This window comes from Acinetobacter sp. SM1B, assembly GCF_003289665.1.
GTDB classification, from domain to species: domain Bacteria; phylum Pseudomonadota; class Gammaproteobacteria; order Pseudomonadales; family Moraxellaceae; genus Acinetobacter; species Acinetobacter schindleri.
The window spans coordinates 1,204,397-1,224,662 of record NZ_QMBM01000001.1; the positions used below are offsets into that span (position 1 = coordinate 1,204,397).

General features: G+C 43.0%; 20 protein-coding genes. 14 read left to right on the top strand and 6 right to left on the bottom strand.

Annotation, left to right across the window (positions count from 1 at the left end):
* The first annotated feature begins 5 nt into the window (after positions 1-5).
* Complete coding sequence (locus tag C8322_RS05710; protein ID WP_004815536.1) at positions 6-1,721, top strand: AAA family ATPase; 1,716 nt, start codon at positions 6-8, stop codon at positions 1,719-1,721.
* A 240-nt stretch (positions 1,722-1,961) separates the two neighbouring features.
* Here the strand turns inward: C8322_RS05710 and C8322_RS05715 are convergent, their stop codons facing one another.
* Positions 1,962-2,414: a DUF441 domain-containing protein gene (locus C8322_RS05715; protein WP_004645490.1), complete on the bottom strand. Its 453-nt coding sequence runs from the start codon at positions 2,412-2,414 to the stop codon at positions 1,962-1,964.
* A gap of 140 nt (positions 2,415-2,554) precedes the next feature.
* On the opposite strand from C8322_RS05715, the gene C8322_RS05720 reads away from it, so the two are divergent.
* A complete protein-coding gene (locus tag C8322_RS05720) occupies positions 2,555-3,262 on the top strand; it encodes a pseudouridine synthase (RefSeq protein ID WP_004815537.1) in 708 nt (235 codons plus the stop codon).
* Positions 3,263-3,272: 10 nt separating this feature from the next.
* Here the strand turns inward: C8322_RS05720 and C8322_RS05725 are convergent, their stop codons facing one another.
* From C8322_RS05725 to C8322_RS05735, 3 genes are all read right to left on the bottom strand, one after another.
* Positions 3,273-3,716: a GNAT family N-acetyltransferase gene (locus C8322_RS05725; RefSeq protein ID WP_004815539.1), complete on the bottom strand. Its 444-nt coding sequence runs from the start codon at positions 3,714-3,716 to the stop codon at positions 3,273-3,275.
* Between the two features lie 92 nt (positions 3,717-3,808).
* Positions 3,809-4,153, bottom strand: coding sequence for a type II toxin-antitoxin system RelB/DinJ family antitoxin (locus tag C8322_RS05730; protein ID WP_004815540.1), 345 nt, complete (start codon positions 4,151-4,153; stop codon positions 3,809-3,811).
* Positions 4,154-4,267: 114 nt separating this feature from the next.
* A complete protein-coding gene (locus C8322_RS05735; protein ID WP_004815542.1) occupies positions 4,268-5,170 on the bottom strand; it encodes a pseudouridine synthase in 903 nt (300 codons plus the stop codon).
* A gap of 127 nt (positions 5,171-5,297) precedes the next feature.
* On the opposite strand from C8322_RS05735, the gene tsaE reads away from it, so the two are divergent.
* The 4 genes from tsaE (at position 5,298) to hfq (ending at position 9,323) form a co-directional block, all read left to right on the top strand.
* Positions 5,298-5,777, top strand: a complete 480-nt coding sequence (gene tsaE / locus C8322_RS05740) for a tRNA (adenosine(37)-N6)-threonylcarbamoyltransferase complex ATPase subunit type 1 TsaE (protein WP_008303990.1) — start codon at positions 5,298-5,300, stop codon at positions 5,775-5,777.
* The gene (gene mutL, locus C8322_RS05745) at positions 5,767-7,758 is read left to right on the top strand and encodes a DNA mismatch repair endonuclease MutL (protein ID WP_004815546.1); all 1,992 of its coding nucleotides are present in this window, start codon (positions 5,767-5,769) and stop codon (positions 7,756-7,758) included. The genes tsaE and mutL overlap by 11 nt, the downstream gene beginning before the upstream one ends.
* A gap of 6 nt (positions 7,759-7,764) precedes the next feature.
* Positions 7,765-8,709 (top strand): tRNA (adenosine(37)-N6)-dimethylallyltransferase MiaA, encoded by a 945-nt coding sequence (miaA, locus tag C8322_RS05750; protein WP_004815547.1) that lies wholly within the window; start codon positions 7,765-7,767, stop codon positions 8,707-8,709.
* A gap of 92 nt (positions 8,710-8,801) precedes the next feature.
* Complete coding sequence (gene hfq / locus C8322_RS05755) at positions 8,802-9,323, top strand: RNA chaperone Hfq (protein ID WP_004815549.1); 522 nt, start codon at positions 8,802-8,804, stop codon at positions 9,321-9,323.
* 116 nt (positions 9,324-9,439) lie between these two features.
* On the opposite strand, the gene C8322_RS05760 is transcribed toward hfq, so the two are convergent.
* Together C8322_RS05760 and C8322_RS05765 are read right to left on the bottom strand one after the other, a co-directional pair.
* Positions 9,440-10,744: a peptidylprolyl isomerase gene (locus tag C8322_RS05760; protein ID WP_111810448.1), complete on the bottom strand. Its 1,305-nt coding sequence runs from the start codon at positions 10,742-10,744 to the stop codon at positions 9,440-9,442.
* The gene (locus C8322_RS05765; protein WP_034424967.1) at positions 10,744-13,203 is read right to left on the bottom strand and encodes an LPS-assembly protein LptD; all 2,460 of its coding nucleotides are present in this window, start codon (positions 13,201-13,203) and stop codon (positions 10,744-10,746) included. Before C8322_RS05765 ends, C8322_RS05760 begins: the two co-directional genes overlap by 1 nt.
* A 121-nt stretch (positions 13,204-13,324) precedes the next feature.
* Here C8322_RS05765 and C8322_RS05770 point away from each other — a divergent pair, with 121 nt between their 5' ends.
* The 8 genes from C8322_RS05770 to msbA all read left to right on the top strand — a co-directional run bounded on the left by C8322_RS05770 (position 13,325) and on the right by msbA (position 20,264).
* Positions 13,325-14,338: an aminoglycoside phosphotransferase family protein gene (locus C8322_RS05770; protein ID WP_004815555.1), complete on the top strand. Its 1,014-nt coding sequence runs from the start codon at positions 13,325-13,327 to the stop codon at positions 14,336-14,338.
* Positions 14,339-15,028, top strand: a complete 690-nt coding sequence (gene murU / locus C8322_RS05775) for an N-acetylmuramate alpha-1-phosphate uridylyltransferase MurU (RefSeq protein ID WP_004815557.1) — start codon at positions 14,339-14,341, stop codon at positions 15,026-15,028.
* Between the two features lie 85 nt (positions 15,029-15,113).
* Positions 15,114-15,746 (top strand): 16S rRNA (guanine(527)-N(7))-methyltransferase RsmG, encoded by a 633-nt coding sequence (gene rsmG / locus C8322_RS05780; protein WP_004815559.1) that lies wholly within the window; start codon positions 15,114-15,116, stop codon positions 15,744-15,746.
* Between the two features lie 25 nt (positions 15,747-15,771).
* A complete protein-coding gene (locus C8322_RS05785; protein ID WP_004815561.1) occupies positions 15,772-16,554 on the top strand; it encodes a ParA family protein in 783 nt (260 codons plus the stop codon).
* The gene (locus tag C8322_RS05790) at positions 16,551-17,438 is read left to right on the top strand and encodes a ParB/RepB/Spo0J family partition protein (RefSeq protein ID WP_004815563.1); all 888 of its coding nucleotides are present in this window, start codon (positions 16,551-16,553) and stop codon (positions 17,436-17,438) included. The genes C8322_RS05785 and C8322_RS05790 overlap by 4 nt, the downstream gene beginning before the upstream one ends.
* Before the next feature lie 29 nt (positions 17,439-17,467).
* Complete coding sequence (locus tag C8322_RS05795; protein ID WP_004815564.1) at positions 17,468-18,106, top strand: MotA/TolQ/ExbB proton channel family protein; 639 nt, start codon at positions 17,468-17,470, stop codon at positions 18,104-18,106.
* 8 nt (positions 18,107-18,114) lie between these two features.
* A complete protein-coding gene (locus C8322_RS05800; protein WP_004815566.1) occupies positions 18,115-18,537 on the top strand; it encodes an ExbD/TolR family protein in 423 nt (140 codons plus the stop codon).
* Positions 18,537-20,264, top strand: a complete 1,728-nt coding sequence (gene msbA, locus C8322_RS05805) for a lipid A export permease/ATP-binding protein MsbA (RefSeq protein WP_004815568.1) — start codon at positions 18,537-18,539, stop codon at positions 20,262-20,264. The genes C8322_RS05800 and msbA overlap by 1 nt, the downstream gene beginning before the upstream one ends.
* Positions 20,265-20,266: the final 2 nt, after the last annotated feature.

Consider the following 20,266-nt stretch of genomic DNA (forward strand, 5'->3'; position numbering starts at 1 on the left):
GTCATATGAAACAGGAAACTGCACTTAAGTTACTCAAAGCGGGCGAAAATGTATTTTTAACAGGCTCGGCTGGTGCAGGGAAAACCTATACCCTGAATCAATATATCAATTATTTGAAAGCACGTAAGGTATCTGTTGCGATTACAGCGTCTACAGGTATCGCGGCAACGCACATGAATGGCATGACCATTCATACCTGGGCCGGTATCGGGATTAAGGACTTCTTGTCAGAAGAAGACCTGAAGCGTATGAAAGAGCGCAAATATCTGAAAGAGCATCTGGAAAATGCTCAGGTACTGATTATTGATGAGATTTCTATGCTGCATGCCAAGCAGCTAAATCTGGTTAATCAGGTATTAAAGTATTTCAAAGAATCTGATGAAGCTTTTGGTGGCATTCAGGTGATTGTTGCTGGCGATTTCTTTCAGTTGCCTCCAGTGGGCAGAAATGATGAACGCAACCGGGATAAATTCTGCTTTATGTCAGATGCCTGGGTTGAAGCCAAATTTCGCGTTTGTTATCTGACTGAGCAGCACCGTCAGGGCAATGATTATCTAAATGATATTCTAAATGCGATCCGTGCACAGGCGATTGGTACAGAACATCGAAATGCCTTGCAAGGAACACGTCATCAGGAGATTGGCGACACTTATACGCGTCTGTATACGCATAATATGGATGTGGACAGTATCAACTTCCGGCATTTAAATGAAATTGATAATGAGCCGCGCCAGTTTGATGCCCAGTGCGACGGCAATGACAAGTTGATCGAAACGCTGAAATCTTCAGTGCGTGCGCCAGAAACCTTAACGCTGAAAAAGCATGCTAAAGTCATGTTTGTCAAAAACAACTTTGATCTGGGCTATATCAATGGCAGTTTGGGTGAAGTTATTGGTTTTGAAGAAGATGATGAATTTGGGGTATTGCCTAAAGTCAAACTCACAGATGGGACGACGTTGCTGGTTGAACCAGAAACCTGGTCAGTAGACAATGAAGCCGGTAAGACTATTGCCAGTTTCCAGCAAATTCCCTTACGTCTAGCATGGGCGATTACGATTCATAAATCACAAGGTATGACCTTAGAAGCTGCCGAAATTGACTTGAGTCATACTTTTGAAAAAGGACAGGGCTATGTGGCACTTTCGCGTTTAAAAACTTTAGATGGTCTACGTCTAAAAGGTTTTAATGAGCAGGCATTGGAACTGGATAGTCTGGCAATTAAGGCAGACCGCCGTTTTCAGGAGTTGTCGAGTGAAGCCGAAGAACACTTTGAAAATATTGATTTAACCAAGCAGCACAATGCCTTTATCCGTCATTGCGGCGGTACGCTGAATGAAACTGAAATTCAGCGTAATGAAAAAAAACTGGCGAAAAATGGCGGCAAGCAGAATTATGCTGCCGCAACGCTGGATGAAACGCGTGAACTGTTTGAAGAAGGTTATGATATTGCCGATATCGCCACTGAGCGTGGCTTAACACCGGCAACGATTATTAACCATTTAGGTCGACTGCATAAAGAGCAAGGTTTAGATATATCTGTAGCTCATCCGGGTGAGGAAGTGGTTGAACAAGTGCGTAAGATCTATAAACGTCTGACTAAGCGACAGGATACCGATCATTTCAATGATGATGGGTCTATTAAACTGCGTCCGATTGTCGAGTTAACCAGTCCACGTATGGGTTATGACCAGGTGCGTTTGGCGCTACTATTTGTGGAATAAGAAAAGCTATCTTACTTTTGACAGGCCATGAGAAACATCGTTTCGCAAGATAAAAGCCCTTTATTGATCTGACAGCATATCCTGAGCAAGCTTTAAGTACTGCTTTATAGCTTGCGCAAGGCAATCAATGTGCGACCTCAATGCCGCTATTCATATGATTTGATATCGAAATATTTTTAGAAATCCTGGGAGAATGGATGTTTGAGTTAGGGTTAACTAAATAGAAATTTTATTTCAAACTTATTGCGTACTAATCAATAATGATAAAATTCCTGCGGCAATTAACGGCCCGACTGGAACACCGCGTAATACTGCTACACCTGCTACTGTGCCTAATAATAGTCCGGCTACCACATCTGGCTGATTGGACATCAGCTTCACTCCACGTCCTCCCAGCCAAGCAACAAAGACACCAATGGCGATTGCCAGTAAAGACTTCCAGCTCAGGAAAGATTTGAGAATACTTTCTCCTGAAATTTTGCCACTGGCAATCGGTGTCAGAACACCAATGGTCAGAATAATAATCCCGATATTTAAACCGTGCGCCTGTACATAGGGTAATAAACTGCTGAGAGGCGTGATTTTTAAAACGATTAACACCGCTGCAGCAATGGTGACGGCACTATTATGACTAAAAATACCGCAAGCCAGTAAAACCAAAAGAACAATCAGATTCAGATCAAGTTGCGACATAAGTGGGAGAGATAGAGTGAAAAATAAAGCTATTGTAGAGCTTTTCAACGCATGATACCTAGAAAACAGCGGAAGAAAACAAAATCATGATTGTTTCAGGATAGAATGCACAGGTCTTCACTCGATACAGGTATGAATAGATGCTATTGGAAAAAATGTTGCAGTCACAAGGTTTTGGCTCACGTAAGTATTGCCAGCAACTGATCAAGAATGGCGCTGTGAGCATTCAGGGTGAAATCATTGATAACCCAAAGCATAAACTGGATCTGGATCAGCTAGAGTTCAATGTATATGACGATACTTATCAATATCGGGAAAAAGTCTATATTGCCTTAAACAAGCCACAAGGTTATGAGTGTTCGCATCAGGCAACCCATCATTTTAGTGTCTTTGAGCTGTTTGATGACTTGCTCATGAATCGTGGAATCCAGTGTGTAGGTCGTTTAGACCAGGATACGACAGGCTTGCTGTTACTGACTGATGATGGTCAATTTTTGCAGGCATTAACTCATCCTAAAAAGCATGTTGCCAAGGTTTACCAGATGGATACCGCAGACCCTGTTACGGATGAGCAGATCAAGCAGCTAGAACAAGGTGTTGAGCTACGCAATGAAAAAGGTATGTATGCTGCTACAGATGTCATTCGTCTTGAAGAAAAGCGCTTGCAAATGGCGGTTCATCAAGGTGTTTATCATCAGGTGAAACGTATGCTGGCAGCTGTGGGGAATAAAGTTGAAAAACTGCATCGGGCTCAAATAGGTCAATTGACTTTGAATGATTTGCCAGAAGGTGAGTGGATTTATTTAACTGAAGATCAAGTGATTCAAGCTAAATACCGTGCCGAATAAAGCGCTGGATTTACTTGAGAAAACAATGAAAAGTGACAAATTCATCATCTCGCATAAATCCCATTGATTCATAGAGTTTATGCGATTGGTGGTTGTTTTTCTGGGTGTCCAGGCTAATACGCAGTGCATTTTCATGTCGGGCAAATAAAATAGCGGTATCAATCAGTTGTCGTGCAGCGCCATGACGGCGATACAGTGGAGTGATATACACATCATCCAGCACATAAAACTTTGAACAAGCTACTGAGGAAAATCTTAAATAAAGCAGAATAAATCCGGTAAAAATATCATCCTTGGTATTGATAAAAATCACTGTTTGCTGGTCTTCAAATCGCTGTTTTAGAAACTGATAAGAAAGTTCCTGATTTGAGGAAGCTCCATAAAACTGGCGATATTCATCAAATAAAACTGAAAGCTGTTGTAGGTCTTCTACCTGAGCACGTCGAACAAGCATTAATTACTCCATGTTTTATTATTATGTATTCATGGAGCATAACGAAGTTTAGGGAGGTGTAGCGTATGAAATTGTTTGAAAATGCGACAGTGTTAAATTTTGTCACTTTCACCCAGAATGGCATTCAGCTCTTCAAATAAATCAAAATGATCATCATCAGCATGTAGATCCAATGCTTCCTGTTCTGTAGTGTCTGCAATCAATCCGGCAGTTACAGGTTTAGATTCACTTTGCTTCAGTTTGCGCAGCTTGATTAATTGTTCAATGTTAATATTCTGATTTTCAATAGAGAAGGGGATGGATTTAGTCAGCACTACCTGTTTGAAAAACAAGCGGACTGCTTGAGCTGGTGTGATTCCCAATTGCTTAAATACGGCAAAGGCTTGTTTCTTTTCTTGAGAATCCAGGCGTATTTGGTAGACTTCAGTTTTTCTCATAATATATTCAAGACTTTAAAATACTTAACTTTTCGCATTCATTTTAATCCATTACATTTGAAATACAATCCTTATACGAATCAATTCTGAAAATAAATCGTAATGACAGCTGCATTACAATGTTAGTACTTGCTCAGAAGAAAACTGCATCAATTGCTGGGTAATAGGGTCAATAAACTGGATATGTCGGGCCAATAACTGTAAGGGCGCAGAAAAATCATTATCTGCTTTATGTGCAACGCTAGGATAAAACGGATCATTCAGAATCGGTATACCCAAAAAGTTTAAGTGCACACGTAATTGGTGCTGCTTGCCAGTATGCGGTTTCAGTTCGTATTTGGCTACATGATCTTGCTGTTCTAATAAGGTGATTTCGGTTTCACTATTAGGCTCACCTTCTAAAACCTGCATAGTATAGAAAGGCTGGCCTTTATCCATGCGTAAACGCACAATTTGCGGAAAGCGAAGTTCTTCACGATAACCTGCAATCGCATGATAGGTTTTCTGTACTTGGCGTGTTGCGAACAGCTGCTGATAAAGTCCACGCGATGCTACATTTTTAGAGATAAGCACTACGCCAGCCGTTTCCCGATCCAGTCGGTGAATCGGAGTTAGGTGCTCAATTCCGGTCTGTTTCTTTAGACGAACCAGCAGGGTTTCCTGTACATATTGTCCGGTCGGGCTCATGGTCAGAAAATGTGGTTTATCAATTACCATAAAATGTTCATTTTCGAACAGGATTTGGTGTTCGAAAGGAACATGCACTTCGTGTGCCAGAAAGCGATAATAAAAACAGTGGCTATTCGCCTGATAGGGGCTATTTAGATTTAAGCTATTTCCCTGTGCATCATAAACCAGGCCCTCCTGAAAACGGGATTGCCATTCACTGGTCTGGATATGTGGAAACTGTGTACATAAATAGTCATAGACTGTTGCAGCAGTGGACGGTTGCAAGAAAACTTTGCTGGCACTGACGCCGTTGATCATCGGTGGGATAAATTCAGCAGAAGTATTCATATGGGGAAGTGGATCTCATTCAGGAAACAAATGCTATGAAAAAATACAGTTTCTCATGCGGCAGAATAGGCTTTTAAACTGCGGCGATGCTATCATATTTGTTCCTTTGAATCATGTCGTGAGTCATATGCCTTATTCATTTACTGTCACCTTAAATCATGAAGAAGATACCCAACAGCTGGCTAAGGTATTGGCCGCGAATTTTAGTACGGGAGTGATCTATCTGATCGGTGATCTGGGAGCAGGCAAGACGACATTGACGCGCTATTATTTACAACAGCTCGGTCATGAGGGTTCGGTCAAAAGTCCAACCTATACATTGGTAGAACCTTATAATATTCAAGGGAAGGATATTTTCCACTTTGACCTGTACCGTTTAAATGATCCCTATGAACTGGAACTGATGGGTATTCGGGATTATCTTGAAACCCCAAAGGCATTATTCTTGTTTGAATGGCCATCTAAAGGTGGTGATGAAATACCTGAAGCAGATCTGATCATCGAAATTCTTAAATCCGAAGATGAGTTGACTCGTACTGCAGCGTTGACTTCATCAAACTCAGTATTACAGCAGGCTTTGGAGCAGCAATTCCCACATGTCGAATGATTTAAGCGTACGCCGTATCCGTTCACTTGATCCTGCACTGGCGAACCAGATTGCAGCGGGTGAAGTGATTGAACGACCTGCATCTGTAGTGAAAGAACTGCTCGAAAACTCGATTGATGCTGGTGCGACTGAACTGGTGATTCGTGTAGAACAGGGCGGTAGTACACTGATCGAAATTATTGACAATGGTCGAGGAATTCACCCGGAAGATTTAGCGCTGGCGGTCATGCGTCATGCCACCAGTAAAATTCAGACAGCAGAGGAATTGCATGCCATCACCAGTCTGGGTTTTCGTGGTGAGGCGCTGGCTTCGATTGCAGCCGTATCGCGTCTAACCTTGACCAGTAGCCAAAGCGAAGATGGCATTGGTTATCAGGTTGAAGTGAATGGTACTGCTTTTGACCATCAGGAAATTCAGGCAGTTGCCACTTCACGTGGTACCCATATCCGGGTGCAGGATCTGTTCTTTAATGTACCGGCACGTCGTAAATTTCTGAAAAAACCGGGCACCGAATTTGGTCATATTGAAGAGATTGTACGTCGTCTGGCACTGACCCATTTCGATATCCGTTTTGTGCTGGAACATAATGAAAGTATCAAGCTGAATCTGCCTGTGGCAGACAGTGGAGCATTACGTTTCCAGCGTGTGCAGCAGTTATTGGGGCGCCAATTTACTGAAAATGCTTACTGGATGGATGCAGACAGTATCAACATGCGTTTGTCTGGCTGGCTCGGTCATCCTTCGGATGCGCGTGCGCAAGCCGATATGCAATATGTCTATGTAAATGGTCGTATCGTAAGAGACAAGACCATTTCTCATGCATTGCGTATGGCGTATGACGGCATTCTGCATGGACACCAGCATGCAGCTTATTTGCTGTTTCTGGAAGTGGATCCGGAAAATATTGATGTCAATGTACATCCAACCAAACATGAAATCCGTTTCCTAAATCAGCGTGAAGTACATGAGTTTGTACGTCATTATGCCAAAGAAACGCTAGCACAGTTCCAGACCGCAACAGCTAATCTGGCTGATGCAATGAAAACTGAGGAACCTGTACCACTTACGCCTCAGCCGCGTTATCAGGAACAATTTAGCCTGCATCAGGCTGCACCGCAGTCCCCTCCTGGACCTTATGCAGTTCAGCAGCATCTACATCCTCGTAATACGCATCAATATATAGAAGCTGAAGCTTCGGATGTGCTGGCTGACTTTGAATCATCGCGTCCACAAACTGTGCATTATGTGCAGGATTATACCAAGCCTTATAGTGGTTCACAGCAGCTTAACAATGCCTTACAAAGCTATTTGGCACCACTTAGAGTAAACTCCGAAACTGAGCAGCTGAGCCCTGAGCAGTCTTTTCAGACACATGTGCAGGCCAAAATAGATGAGCATCCTTTAGGCATTGCGATTGCACAGCTGCATGGGATTTATATCCTTGCACAAAACACAGAAGGTCTGATTATTGTAGATATGCATGCAGCACATGAGCGTATCGTCTTGCAGCAAATGAAGTCTGCCTGGGATAAACCGGAGTTCTGGACGTCGCAGCAGCTTTTAATTCCTAAAGTGGTGTCTATCAGTCGTATGCAGGCCATGCGTGTAGAAGAGTTGAAGGAACAGCTGGCCCGATTTGGTCTGGAGATTGACCAGTATGGTGATGAACAGGTGATCGTGCGCGGAGTTCCTGCGATCCTGCACAAGGCAGATTTTGATGCCTTGATTCCTGAATTACTGAATGATCTGGACCCAACGGATCAGGCGCAAGGCCTGTTGCAAAAGCGTGATCAGATCCTGGCAGGCATGGCCTGTCATGGTGCGGTACGTGCAAACCGTATTTTAAGTCTGTCTGAAATGAATGCCTTATTGCGTCAGATGGAACAAACTGAATTTGCCAGCCAGTGTAATCATGGACGTCCAACATGGCGTGCTTTCCCACTGGCTCAACTAGATAAACTTTTTGCTCGAGGAGAGTAGTGGTACATGTCAAATCAATTGCCGGTCATCAACTTAATGGGACCAACTGCAAGTGGTAAAACCGCTTTGGCATGTGAACTCTATGAGCAAGGAAATTTTGAGCTAATTTCCGTCGATTCTGCACTGGTTTACCGGGAAATGGACATTGGTACAGCCAAGCCAACCAAAGCAGAATTAGAGCAATATCCGCATCATCTGATTGATATTATTAGTCCTTTAGAAGTCTATTCAGCAGCCAATTTTGTCGAAGATGCCTGTCGCCTGATTGATGATATGCATGCACGTGGCAAAACCCCAATTTTGGTTGGTGGAACAATGCTTTATTTCAAAGCATTGTTAGAGGGATTATCTGATAATCTACCCAGTGCAGATTATAAGGTACGTGCGGAAATTGAAGCAAAAGCCGAACGGGAAGGGTGGGAAGCAGTATATGCGGAATTATGTACTGTAGACCCAGTCGCAGGGCAAAAATTTAAAGTAAGTGACAAACAGCGTATTATTCGTGCCTTAGAGGTTTATAAGCTAACTGGCCAAGCTATAACAAAACTACAAGCAGAACAACCAAAAAATCAACCATATCGTTACAGTTTTCATAATTACGCGCTAATCCCAGACCGAGTAGAATTACACAAGCGTATTGAAAAACGATTAGAAATTATGTGGGAAATCGGTTTTTTAAATGAAGTGAAAAGCTTGATGAAAAAATACGATTTTGATGAAAATCTTCCATCCATGCGTTCCGTTGGTTACCGTCAGGCGATCGAATTTATAAAAAACAGTGATCGAAGTGTTGAAAAACAGCGAGAAATGGAAGACAAAGCATTGTTTGCAACACGACAACTTGCTAAACGTCAATACACATGGTTAAGATCTTTGCAAGATAAGCATAAATTTACTACATATTTTACCGCACAGCAGGCTCAAGAAGACTTGCGAAACTGTTACGGATAAAGCAAAATTTACAGACTATCTTTTTTATAATTTTTAATTGAAAAATAAAGATAGTTTTTTGCGCTGATTTTAAAATTTTTTGGAGTTATAACATGTCTAAAGGTCAAACTTTACAAGATCCGTTCTTGAATTCCCTACGTAAAGAACGTATTCCTGTTTCTATCTTCCTGGTTAACGGTATCAAACTACAAGGTCATATCGAATCATTTGACCAATACGTTGTATTATTAAAAAATACTGTAAGCCAAATGGTTTACAAACACGCGATTTCTACCGTAGTTCCTGCACGTAACCCACGTCCTGCTGGTGCTCCTGCTGGTCCTCAAGGTGCTGGCTTTGGCGGTCAAGGTGGCTTTGGTGGCGGCCAACCTGGTGGCTTCGGTGGTCAAGGTGGCTTCGGTGGCGGCCAACCTGGCGGCTTCGGCGGTCAAGGTGGCTTCGGTGGCGGTCAACCTGGTGGCTTCGGTGGTCAAGGTGGCTTCGGTGGCGGTCAACCTGGCGGCTTTGGTGGTCAAGGCGGCTTCGGTGGTCAAGGTGGCTTTGGTGGTCAAGGTGCTGGCTTTACTGATGATGCAAAATTCGAAGATTCTCAAGATGACGAAAACAACCGTTAATCTGATTTAAGAATTCAAAAAACCTCTCAGAAATGAGAGGTTTTTTTATGGTAATAGTCTTATATAGATAATAAAAAAACCGGCCAAAAGCCGGTTTTTTTTAAAGATGCTGAATATTAATTCTTTTTACGGTCCAGTTGTGGATCTTTGATCTCAACAAAGGCATTACTGCGTGTCTCACGTAACCAGCTATCCAGTTCTGTATCAAACTGACGTTCGCCTAAAAGCTGGCGTGCCATACGTTCCTGATATTCTGAAGTCATATCCTGTTGGCGCGTATCTGTCACCTGTAGAATATGCCAGCCAAACTGAGACTGGAACGGTTCGCTAATTTGGCCCACAGGCGTTTTTTTCATACGTTCTTCAAATTCTGGGACCATCACACCTGGATTCACCCAGCCTAGACTACCACTGTCACGTGCTGAACCAGGATCATTGGAGAAGGTAGCCGCCAGTACGGCAAAGTCTTCACCATTTTTTAGGCGGGTATACAGACTGTCAATCATCTGTTTGGCATTTTCAGGACTCACTACTTCGGAAGGCTGAATCAGAATATGACGCGTCTGATATTGTTGTACGAGTGCACGCTTTTCACCCGCTTTACGATCAATCAGCTTAAGAATGTGAGCACCATCGCGGGCTTCAATCAGTTCAGAGGTTTGACCAGGCTGAAGGCTGGTTACACGTGATGCGAGCTCATCTGGAATATCTGAAATATTACGGAAGCCCATGTCAGCAGCTTCAACTTTGACACCATTTTTGGAGTATTTCTTCTCAATTGCTTTCAGGTCGGTAGAGCTTTCTAACTCTTTCTTTACCTCTGCTGCAACTTGAGCTGTATTGTCACCAGAAACACGGACATGTTGTACATGAACCTGATTGCCGAGTAATGCCTGACCTTGCGGGGTTTTTAGGAAGTTCTCCACATCCTGATCGCTGATTTTGATACGGGAAGTCACAATCTGTTGACGTAGACGGTTAATCGCAAGGTCTTCTGCAATACGGTTACGTAGAGCAGCATAAGTATTTGGTGCAATTGAATCCAGCTTTTGCTGGAAAGCTTCCAGGCTGGAAAAACCAGAGTCGCGTGCAACTTTTAATACTGCATCATTAAGCGCTTTTTCATCAGGACGAACATTATAACGCTTTACCTGTTCAAGTTGAGCCTGACGTAAAATCAGTTGCTCTAAGGCTTGTTGTTGCAGGATTTGTTGTGACGGTGCAGGCTTCTTTTGCTTTTCGAGTTGATGAGAAATCTCTGCAACGCTTTGATCCAGGTCACTGCGAAGAATCACGCTATTGTCGACAACAGCTACAACTTCATCCTTGGTCTGTGCAACAGCAAAAGTAGGTATTGCTGCAGAAAGGCATAGCGCAAGTGTGGTTGCTTTAAAAAAATGTTTTAACTGTTTTGTCTTCATTAACGTTCTGTCCAAGTCTGATTGATATTATTAAAGCCCAGAATACGGTTTTCCAGTAGTGATGCCAATTTATTGTTGAATCCACCCAGGCCTCTCAGGCTGAGTTCTGCCATGATCATGCGTTTTGGTTTAACACCAGCTTCATTGATGTCATCCAGATCATTGTAATATGAGCGGCCATAGACGGAAACACCCCAACAGCATGACTCATAGTTCACGCCAAGTAAATATTCACGTGCAACGTTGTTTTCCAGATCGTATTGAGCATGACCAATCAGACGCCAGTTATTGAAAACAGGCTGAATGAATGAACCAACCACCTGATCATAGCTTTTTTGACGGTCAGTAATTTCTTTGCGATAGAAATAGCCTACATTGTAGAGATTACCTTGTTCACCAGTGTAATAGGCTTGCACATCGCGCTGTGCATTCTGACCATTCGACATCCATGCTGAGTTAAAGTTGACATGGAAATTATTGGAAAGCTGGCTGGATAGTTGAATTACAGGACCAGTATGCGTTTCACGGTCATATTCATCAATATCCCGTTCTAAAGTCACGCGACGGTCTTCGAAGAAGAAACTTTGGCCTATACTGGCACGCAGGCGTTCTAAACCAACATCATTGAACAGGCTGTAGCTTAAGCCTACGGATGCAAAGTTATTGTCTTCTAAACGGTCATGACCATAGAAACGACGTGGGCTGAATAGCTGATCATAGCTGATCGAAGCATTCACTGAGTCAAAATTTGGCTGACCTTCTTGATTCTCGTAAGGTGCGTAAGCATAAAACAGACGAGGTGTTAGTGTCTGTAAATAGCGTCCTTCTTTTTCAAAAATCAAACCAGCATCGAGAGTGAATTCTGGCACTACAATAGATTTATCTTCACTTGAAGAATTAGTTTGGTTCTGGTCTAAAAGATCAATCGTGTCCTTGTCATAGAAGGTATTAATGTTGCGCAAGGACAATTGAGGAAGCAGGAATAAGCCAGGCGTTCGATGATTATAGCGAACTGCCAGATCGTTATAGATACGTGTACCACTCGGTTCGTAACTGCCTGTAGCTGGATTTATATTATTAACATCTTTTTTGAAATAGGCAGTATCGTGATTGGCTTCGAATTGCCAGCCGAGTGGGTTGCCCGTTTTATAGTTAACCAGGAATTGTGGCAAACGCGCATAAGGACGGTCTTCATCTGCAACTTCTGGGTCTAGGGTCTGGAAATCTTCTACTTTTAACTGTGCTTTTAAGCCAGGAATACCATTTTTATAGTTAATTTCCCAAGCACGACGTAAATTCAGATCAGTTTTAGAATTTGGGTTGTTATTTAGATCTGAGAAGAAATCTTTATCTGAAGCATAGTTATATTCAAGATTGGTTGAGAACTGCTCGTTAATCTGCCAGTCATGACGGAAATGCAGGTCTTTACGGTCTTGATCGTCATAGCTACGATCTGAAGGTAAAATGCCCCCCCAGATTTGACCATAGCCAAAGTTCTCGGTTAAGTAACGGAACTGACCATCCAGCATTGCACCACGGTCAGCGATATAACGTGGTGTAATGGTAGCATCATAATTTGGTGCCAGATTTAGATATACTGGAACGCCTAGTTCTAAGCCACCATCATTGGTAAAACCAAAACTAGGGGTCAGAATTCCGGTGGTGCGACGATCATCAATCGGGAAGTTAAAATAAGGTACTGCAAGAACAGGCACATCTTTAACGTATATTTTGGTATTACGAGTTTCACCACGACCTGTTTCCTGATTCAGCTTGATGCGATCCGCCTGAATTTTCCAGGTTGGCTTCTGTTCAGGTGGGCAAGTGGTATAGGTTGCATTTTCCAGCTCAACTGTTTCAGTGGAAGTTCGGGCGATTTTTTCTGCACGCCCATGCGCATGTTGTTCTTCTGCAATATAAAAGCTGTTATTTAAGTCGCCTTGTTGGGTTTTTAGGTTGTAATTAATATCATCACTTTGTGAGAGCAGACCTGCTTGTGCCAGCTGTACTCGACCTTGAGCTTTGGCGTAGGTCTGGGTCTGGTCAATAGTCACTTGATCTGCACGAATCTGACGACCTTGCTGATCAATGATGACATTGCCTTCTAAGTAGGAATCGCCATTCGGATTATAGTGGCCATAGTCAGCAGTAACAGTAGAAGTCGCTTGATCTGGAGCAACTGCTTCCACTGCAGGTGAAACTGGAGTAATCCAGGTGCCTTGACAATAGGCAGAACTTAAATACTGTCCCTGTCGTTGTTGTGCTTCAGGCGTGGATTTGTCAACATAATATTGAGAGAAAAATGCTTCACCAGGATAGGTTTCCTGTAAGCTTTGTTTAAGCTGCTGATTGTTGCTGTTGGATGAGTCATTTTCTGCAGCATAGCTTGAAATTGAGCTACCACATAACAAAGTTAAGATCGCAGTCGCTAAAGGATTATATTTAAACTGATGCTTCATTTGTCTCATTAACCAATCATGCTTTTATCGCAATTAATTATTGTCGCATCATAGAGAAAAAGTTGATAAGTAGCTACACTTAGTACTTTAAAAACTCAGCCTGTACTAGAATTTATTGCAAATGAATACTCAACGCGAACAATTGATACAATCTTGGATTGCTTCTGTACTCGGTTCAGATCAATTTGAAACTCATTTTTTAGCAGGCGATGCCAGTTTTCGTCGTTATGCACGAATCAAACTGAATAATAAAACATTTATGCTAATGGATGCACCACCAGAAAAAGAAGATTGTGTGCCTTTTGTGACGATAGATGAATTTTTTGATGCGAATGGTGTTCGCGTGCCGCACATTGTGGCGAAGGATCTGGAAAATGGTCTATTACTGCTCGAAGATTTCGGCAATGTGATGCTGTCTGATCTGCTTAATGACGCCACTGTGGATGCTTATTATGAGCAGAGTTTCAAACAATTAGTTCAGTTGCAGTCTATTCAAGGTATAGGGCATTTCCCTGAGTATTCTTATGAAAAACTGATCTCGGAAATGGAATTGCTGACTGACTGGATGTTACCGGCTTTAAAAGTCATTCCGACCGCAGCGGAAAGTGCGCTGATTAAGCGTACCTTTGCTATTCTGGCGAATGCAGCATTAGCTCAACCTCAAGTGATTGTGCACCGTGATTTCCATAGCCGTAACCTGATGCAGATTGCAGGTGAAACAGATCTGGGCGTGATCGATTTTCAGGATGCCGTGATTGGTGCGGATACCTATGATCTAATCTCGATTACCCGCGATGCCTATGTGCAGTGGAATGCTGACCGTGTCTATCGCTGGTTTGAAATTTTCTATAACTTATTGCCGGCTTCTGCCAAAGAGGGTCGTGATTTTGGTCAGTTCAAGAAAGATGCCGACATGATGGCCATTCAACGTCATATCAAGATTTTAGGTATTTTTGTGCGCCTGTTTGAACGTGATGGTAAATCGGGATATTTGAAAGATTTGCCGCGTGTGATGTGGTATCTGCTGGAAGAAAGTAAACCTTATGCAGAATTGCAGCCGTTTATGCAATTTATCAATGAGCGCGTATTGCCAGCTTTTGAAGAAAAATATGGTTCATATGAGGTGGCTGCATAAATGAAAGCGATGATTCTGGCTGCAGGCCTAGGTAATCGCATGCGCCCTTTAACGCTGCATACACCAAAGCCACTCTTGGAAGTTGGGGGCAAGCCTCTGATCGTCTGGCATATCGAAAAGCTGGCGGCGATCGGTGTGAATGAAATTGTCATTAATACTGCATGGCTCGGTGAAAAGCTTGTGGAAGCTTTGGGTGATGGTTCGCAGTTTGGTGTCAAGATTTTATGGTCACATGAAGGTGAGGGGCTGGAAACTGCTGGTGGTATTATCAACGCTTTGCCTTTATTAGGGGGTCAGCCTTTTATTCTGGTGAATGGTGATGTCTGGACCACCATGGATTTTGCGCCATTATTGACAGTGGAGCTGGGTGAAAACCTGGCACATCTGGTGTTGGTGCAAAACCCACCTCAGCACCCACAAGGTGATTTTAGCTTGGTTGAAGGTAAAGCTTATACCTTTGATCAGAGTGTTCAGGGTGAAAATCTGACCTTTAGTGGTGTCTCTTTGATTGATCCAAAAATGTTTGTAGGTCTGGAAGCAGGTAAGCGTCCACTGGCGCCATTACTCAAAAAGGCGATGCTGGCAAATCAAGTCGCTGCCTCAAAGTTGATTGGTGACTGGGTTGATGTAGGGACGCCAGAGCGTTTGGCTGCACTGGATGCTGAAATTCGTGAAGGGAAATATGCTTAAGTGAATATTCACTAAGCACTCCCTACTGTGCCAATATAGAGAAAGCGGTATACTTTCTTCTAATTTTTTCGAGCGTTAATTGTTTATGCATACGTTTTTTCAGGAATTAAAGCAGGGTAGCCAGGCTTTAGGTTTAGCATTGAGTGATGAAACTTTAAATTTATTACTCAAGTACCAGGACGCTTTGGTGCTGTGGAATAAGGCATACAATCTGACTGCCATTCGTGATCCGAAAGAAATGCTGGTCAAGCATCTACTAGATAGCTTAAGCATTTTAAAGGATCTGCCATCAGGCCGTCTGCTCGATATTGGTACCGGCGGCGGGATGCCAGGCATGATCATTGCATTATGTCAGCCGGAACGTAACTGCGTACTATTAGATTCAAATGGCAAGAAAATCCGTTTCCTGAAGCAGTTTATTGCTGACTTGAAGCTAAAAAATGTGATTGCGGTGCAAACACGTGTTGAAAATGAAGACAGTATTAATGAACTCGGTCAGTTTGATGTGATTACCAGTCGTGCCTTTGCATCATTGACCGATTTTGTAAACGCATCAAAACCTTATATGCATGAGCAAAGTATTATTGCTTCCATGAAAGGTCTGATTCCACAAGATGAAGTTAGTGCTTTAAAAGATGAATTCAGTTGTGAGATTATTGAACTAAAAGTTCCGCGATTAGACGAACAACGTCATTTACTTTTATTAAAACGTATTTAAGATTTTCAAAGGAATTGGGTTCAACATGGCACAAATTATTGCGATTGCAAACCAGAAGGGTGGCGTTGGCAAAACCACAACCGCAGTAAATTTGGCGGCATCTCTCGCAGTATTAAAAAAACGTGTGCTGCTTGTGGATATGGATTCACAAGGTAATGCTACGATGGGCTCGGGCATACAGAAAAATGATTTACTTTATTCAGTAACGGATGTGTTGCTTGGTGAAGTGCCGATTGAAACGGCAATTACCAAGGCGGAAGTTGGATATAAAGTATTAGGCGCCAACCGTGATCTGGCTGGTGTAGAGCTGGCAATTGCCGAACAGGAAGGCCGTGAATTTATTCTGCGTGATGCCCTGCAGGAAATTGAAAAATCATTTGATTATATTATTGTAGATTGTGCACCAAGTTTAAGCCTGATTACCGTAAATGCCTTGGCTGCCGTGGATGGCGTAATTATTCCAATGCAATGTGAGTATTATGCATTAGAAGGATTGGCTGATTTGACTCAGACCATTGACCGGATTCAGCAGGCTTTAAATCCTGATCTACAAATCGTGGGTGTATTACGTACCATGTATGATGCGCGTAATGCACTGACACGTGATGTCTCTGAAGAATTACAACAATATTTTGGCAAGAAACTTTACGATACCGTGATTCCACGTAATATCCGTCTGGCTGAAGCACCAGCACATGGCTTGCCAGTGATTTATTTTGAAAAAAGTTCCAAGGGTGCAGTTGCTTACCTCAATCTGGCGGCTGAAATGTTAAAGAAAAGCAAAGTGAAAAAAGGAAGTAAAGCATGACCGTGAAGAAACGTGGACTCGCCAAAGGTCGTGGTTTGGATGCATTACTGGGGTCAATTCAAAAAGAAAAATTACAGCTTGAAGCACAAGGTCTGGATCATGGTCAGCTGAAGCAGATTGATGTGAATCTGTTGAAACGTGGTGAATACCAGCCACGTCGCTATATCAATGAACAGGATTTGCAGGAACTGGCTGCTTCAATTGAGAAGCATGGCATCATGCAGCCGATCGTCATTCGTCCGGTAGATGATGAACGTCATCCTTATGAAATTATTGCGGGTGAGCGTCGCTGGCGTGCAGCACAATTGGCAGGCCTCACTGAAGTTCCTGCGATTGTGCGTGATCTGAATGATCAGGTAGCAATTGCGCTGGCTTTGATTGAAAATATCCAGCGTCAGGATCTGAATCCAATTGATCAGGCAATGGCGCTGCAACGTTTCCATGAAGAATTTGGTCTGAGCCATCAGGAAATTGCCGATACTGTAGGCAAGGCGCGTACGACAGTCAGTAATTTACTGCGTTTGCTGACCTTGGCTGAAGAGGTAAAAGACTTTATGCAGCAAGGGCTGCTTGATATGGGGCATGCGCGTGCGATCCTGACTTTGAAAGCCAAAGACCAGCTGAAAGTGGCTGAAATGGTAATTGAGAAGAGCCTGTCCGTACGCCAGACTGAGCAATTAGTGCGTGATTTCAATACCCCAAAACAGGATAAACCAAAGCCAGTCGTAGCGCCGGATATTCAACAACTAACACAACGTCTGTCAGAACGTTTTAGTGCAGAAGTAAAAATTGATTATAACAAGCAGGGCAAAGGCAAACTGGTCATTAGCTATCATTCACTGGAAGAGCTAGACGGTATTCTTTCGATCCTGGATGACGAATAAAACTTGATTCTTGATTGGGGACAAATCAGATGTGGGAATTGGTAAAAGCAGGTGGGTGGCTGATGCTACCCCTCGTATTATGTTCGATTTTCATGGTGGCCATCTCATTAGAGCGATTTATTCGCCTGAAAAAGAGCCTGATATTACCTAAAGCGCTTTTGATGGGTCCCGGGCAAAATGCCAATCATGTGATGCAAAAACTAAATATGGATAAATCCCTGCAAGGGAGTACATTAGGCCGTGTTTTTGCAGCAGGTGCTGCCAGCCAGCAACAGACCGAGCAATATGCACGTGCCCAGATGGAAGTCGTTGCTTCGCAGGAAATTGGTTATCTGGAAAGAAATATTAATTTTTTAGGAACTTTAAGTGCAGTTGCACCTTTGCTGGGTTTGCTCGGTACAGTGATCGGAATTATTGAATCTTTTCTTATGATTGACGTGGGTACTACCAGCGATCCAGTGCTGATGATGCCGGGGATTTCCAAGGCGTTAATTACGACAGCTGCCGGGATGCTGATCGCGATCCCTGCCTTATTTGCACATCGTTATTTCCAGCGTCTGGTACAGGAATATGTAGCTGAGCTGGAGCAGCAGGCGACTTTATTTCATGCTGACCTGTTTTATTCGCATGCTTCAGAAGCGGATGAAATTCTTCAGAAGGCGAGCTGAGGTGAGTCATGAAATTCAAACGCAATCAGGTTGAAGATGTTCATATCAACCTCACTCCGATGATTGACTGTCTGTTATTTATCTTGGTATTTCTATTGCTTTCTACGACTTTCAGTCAACTCAGCCGTATGAATTTGACCTTGCCAGACGCGCAAGGAGTTCCACCGAAAAACTTTGATCAAAAGGTTGAAGTTACTGTGGATGCAAATGGGCACTATGCAGTGAATGGGCAGTCATTGGCGAGCAAAGAAGTGGCTGATTTAAATACCGCAATTAAACAGATTTCTAACGAACGACGTGATTTAATGTTTGTGATTGCTGCTGATGCAAAAGCAGCACATCAGGATGTGATTCGCGTTATGGATGTTGCAGGGCAACTTGGCTTTGTGAACATCAACATTAGTACGAAAGTACCTACCCGAGGTTATTAGTGAAGCAAGATTTAAAAGTCTATTTACGTCTTCTCAGTTATTTAAAACAATTTTGGGGATTGGCCTTACTGGTTATCCTGGGTTTCGCCATCAATGCTGCAACAGAAGTCTCCGTTGCCAAGTTGCTGGAATATATTATTGAAGCGATTCAGACTCGTGATCAGGGTTTTACAACGATCTTCCCGTTTCTGGTGGTCTTGCTGATCTTTTTCCGCGGTGTAGGTTTGTTTTTGGGTGGCTATTTTACTGCAGTCATTTCCCGAAATCTGGTCTTTAATATTCGTCAGGAAGTCTTTGCCAAGCTAATGCGTCTGCCTTCGCAATATTTTCTGGATAATACCAGTGGTCACATTACTGCTAAAATTATGTATAACGTTGAGCAGTTGACTGCTGCCTCAAGTGATTCACTTAAGGTGATTGTGCAGCAAGGTCTGATCACAATCGCGCTGATTGGTTATCTGCTTTATACAAACTGGCGTTTAACGTTAATTATTCTGATTTTTGCACCGATCATTGGTCTGCTTATTCGCAAAGCTGCACAGCGTATGCGTAAGCTGTCCAAGCAAGTGCAGAACACCATGGGTGATGTGAACCATGTGGTACAGGAGTCTGTAAATGCCAATATGGTGGTAAAAGCTTTTGGCGGTCAAACGTACGAGCAGGAACGTTTTAGAAAGCACTCTCTAGAAAACTTGCGTCGTGGCTTGAAAATGGTTGTAGTGAAAGAGCTCAACAGCCCGATCGTACAGCTTATTATGTCTATTGCGTTGAGTATTGTCATGTTTCTGGCTTTGCGCCCGGAAATCTTGCGTGATACGACTGCTGGTGAATTTGTTGCTTATATTACCGTGGCAGGCATGTTGTCCAAACCGATCAAGGCACTCACTGAAGTCAATGAAAAAATTCAGCGTGGTATGGCGGCAGCTTATTCAGTGTTTGAATTACTGGATATGCCGGAAGAAAAAAATGCAGGTACTTTTAAAGATACTTTAAAAGGTAATATCCAGCTGAAAAATGTGAACTTGACTTATTCTGATGGGTATCAGGCATTAACCGATCTGAATCTTGATGTAAAAGCCGGACAAACAGTAGCATTGGTAGGTCGCTCAGGTGCAGGTAAAACTTCACTGGTGAACCTTTTAATGCGCTATCAGGAAGCAAGCTCCGGTCAAATCCTGTTTGATGGCAAAGACATTAAAGATTTTGAGCTGAATGCTCTGCGTACCCAGATCTCGATGGTAAACCAGCAGGTGGTGCTGTTTAACCGTACCGTGCGTGAAAACATCGCTTATGGTCAGCTGGAAGATGCTGCAGAAGAAGATATTATTGCCGCGGCTAAAGCTGCTTATGCCCATGACTTTATTATGGCTTTGCCAAATGGTTATGATACCGAGCTGGGCGCACAAGGTCTGAATCTGTCTGGCGGTCAGCGCCAGCGTATTGCGATTGCGCGTGCCATTCTGAAAAATGCACCAATTCTAATTCTGGATGAAGCAACCAGTGCGCTGGATAATGAATCTGAATACTTTATTCAGCGTGCTTTTGATGCGGCAATGCAGGATCGTACCACTATCGTTATTGCTCACCGTTTATCAACGATTGAGAATGCCGACAGTATTGTCGTCATGGATCAAGGTCGCATTCTGGAGCAGGGAACCCACCAGGAATTGATCAACCGCAAGGGTGCTTATTACCAGTTGCATCAACGCAACTTCGAGGAACAATAAGT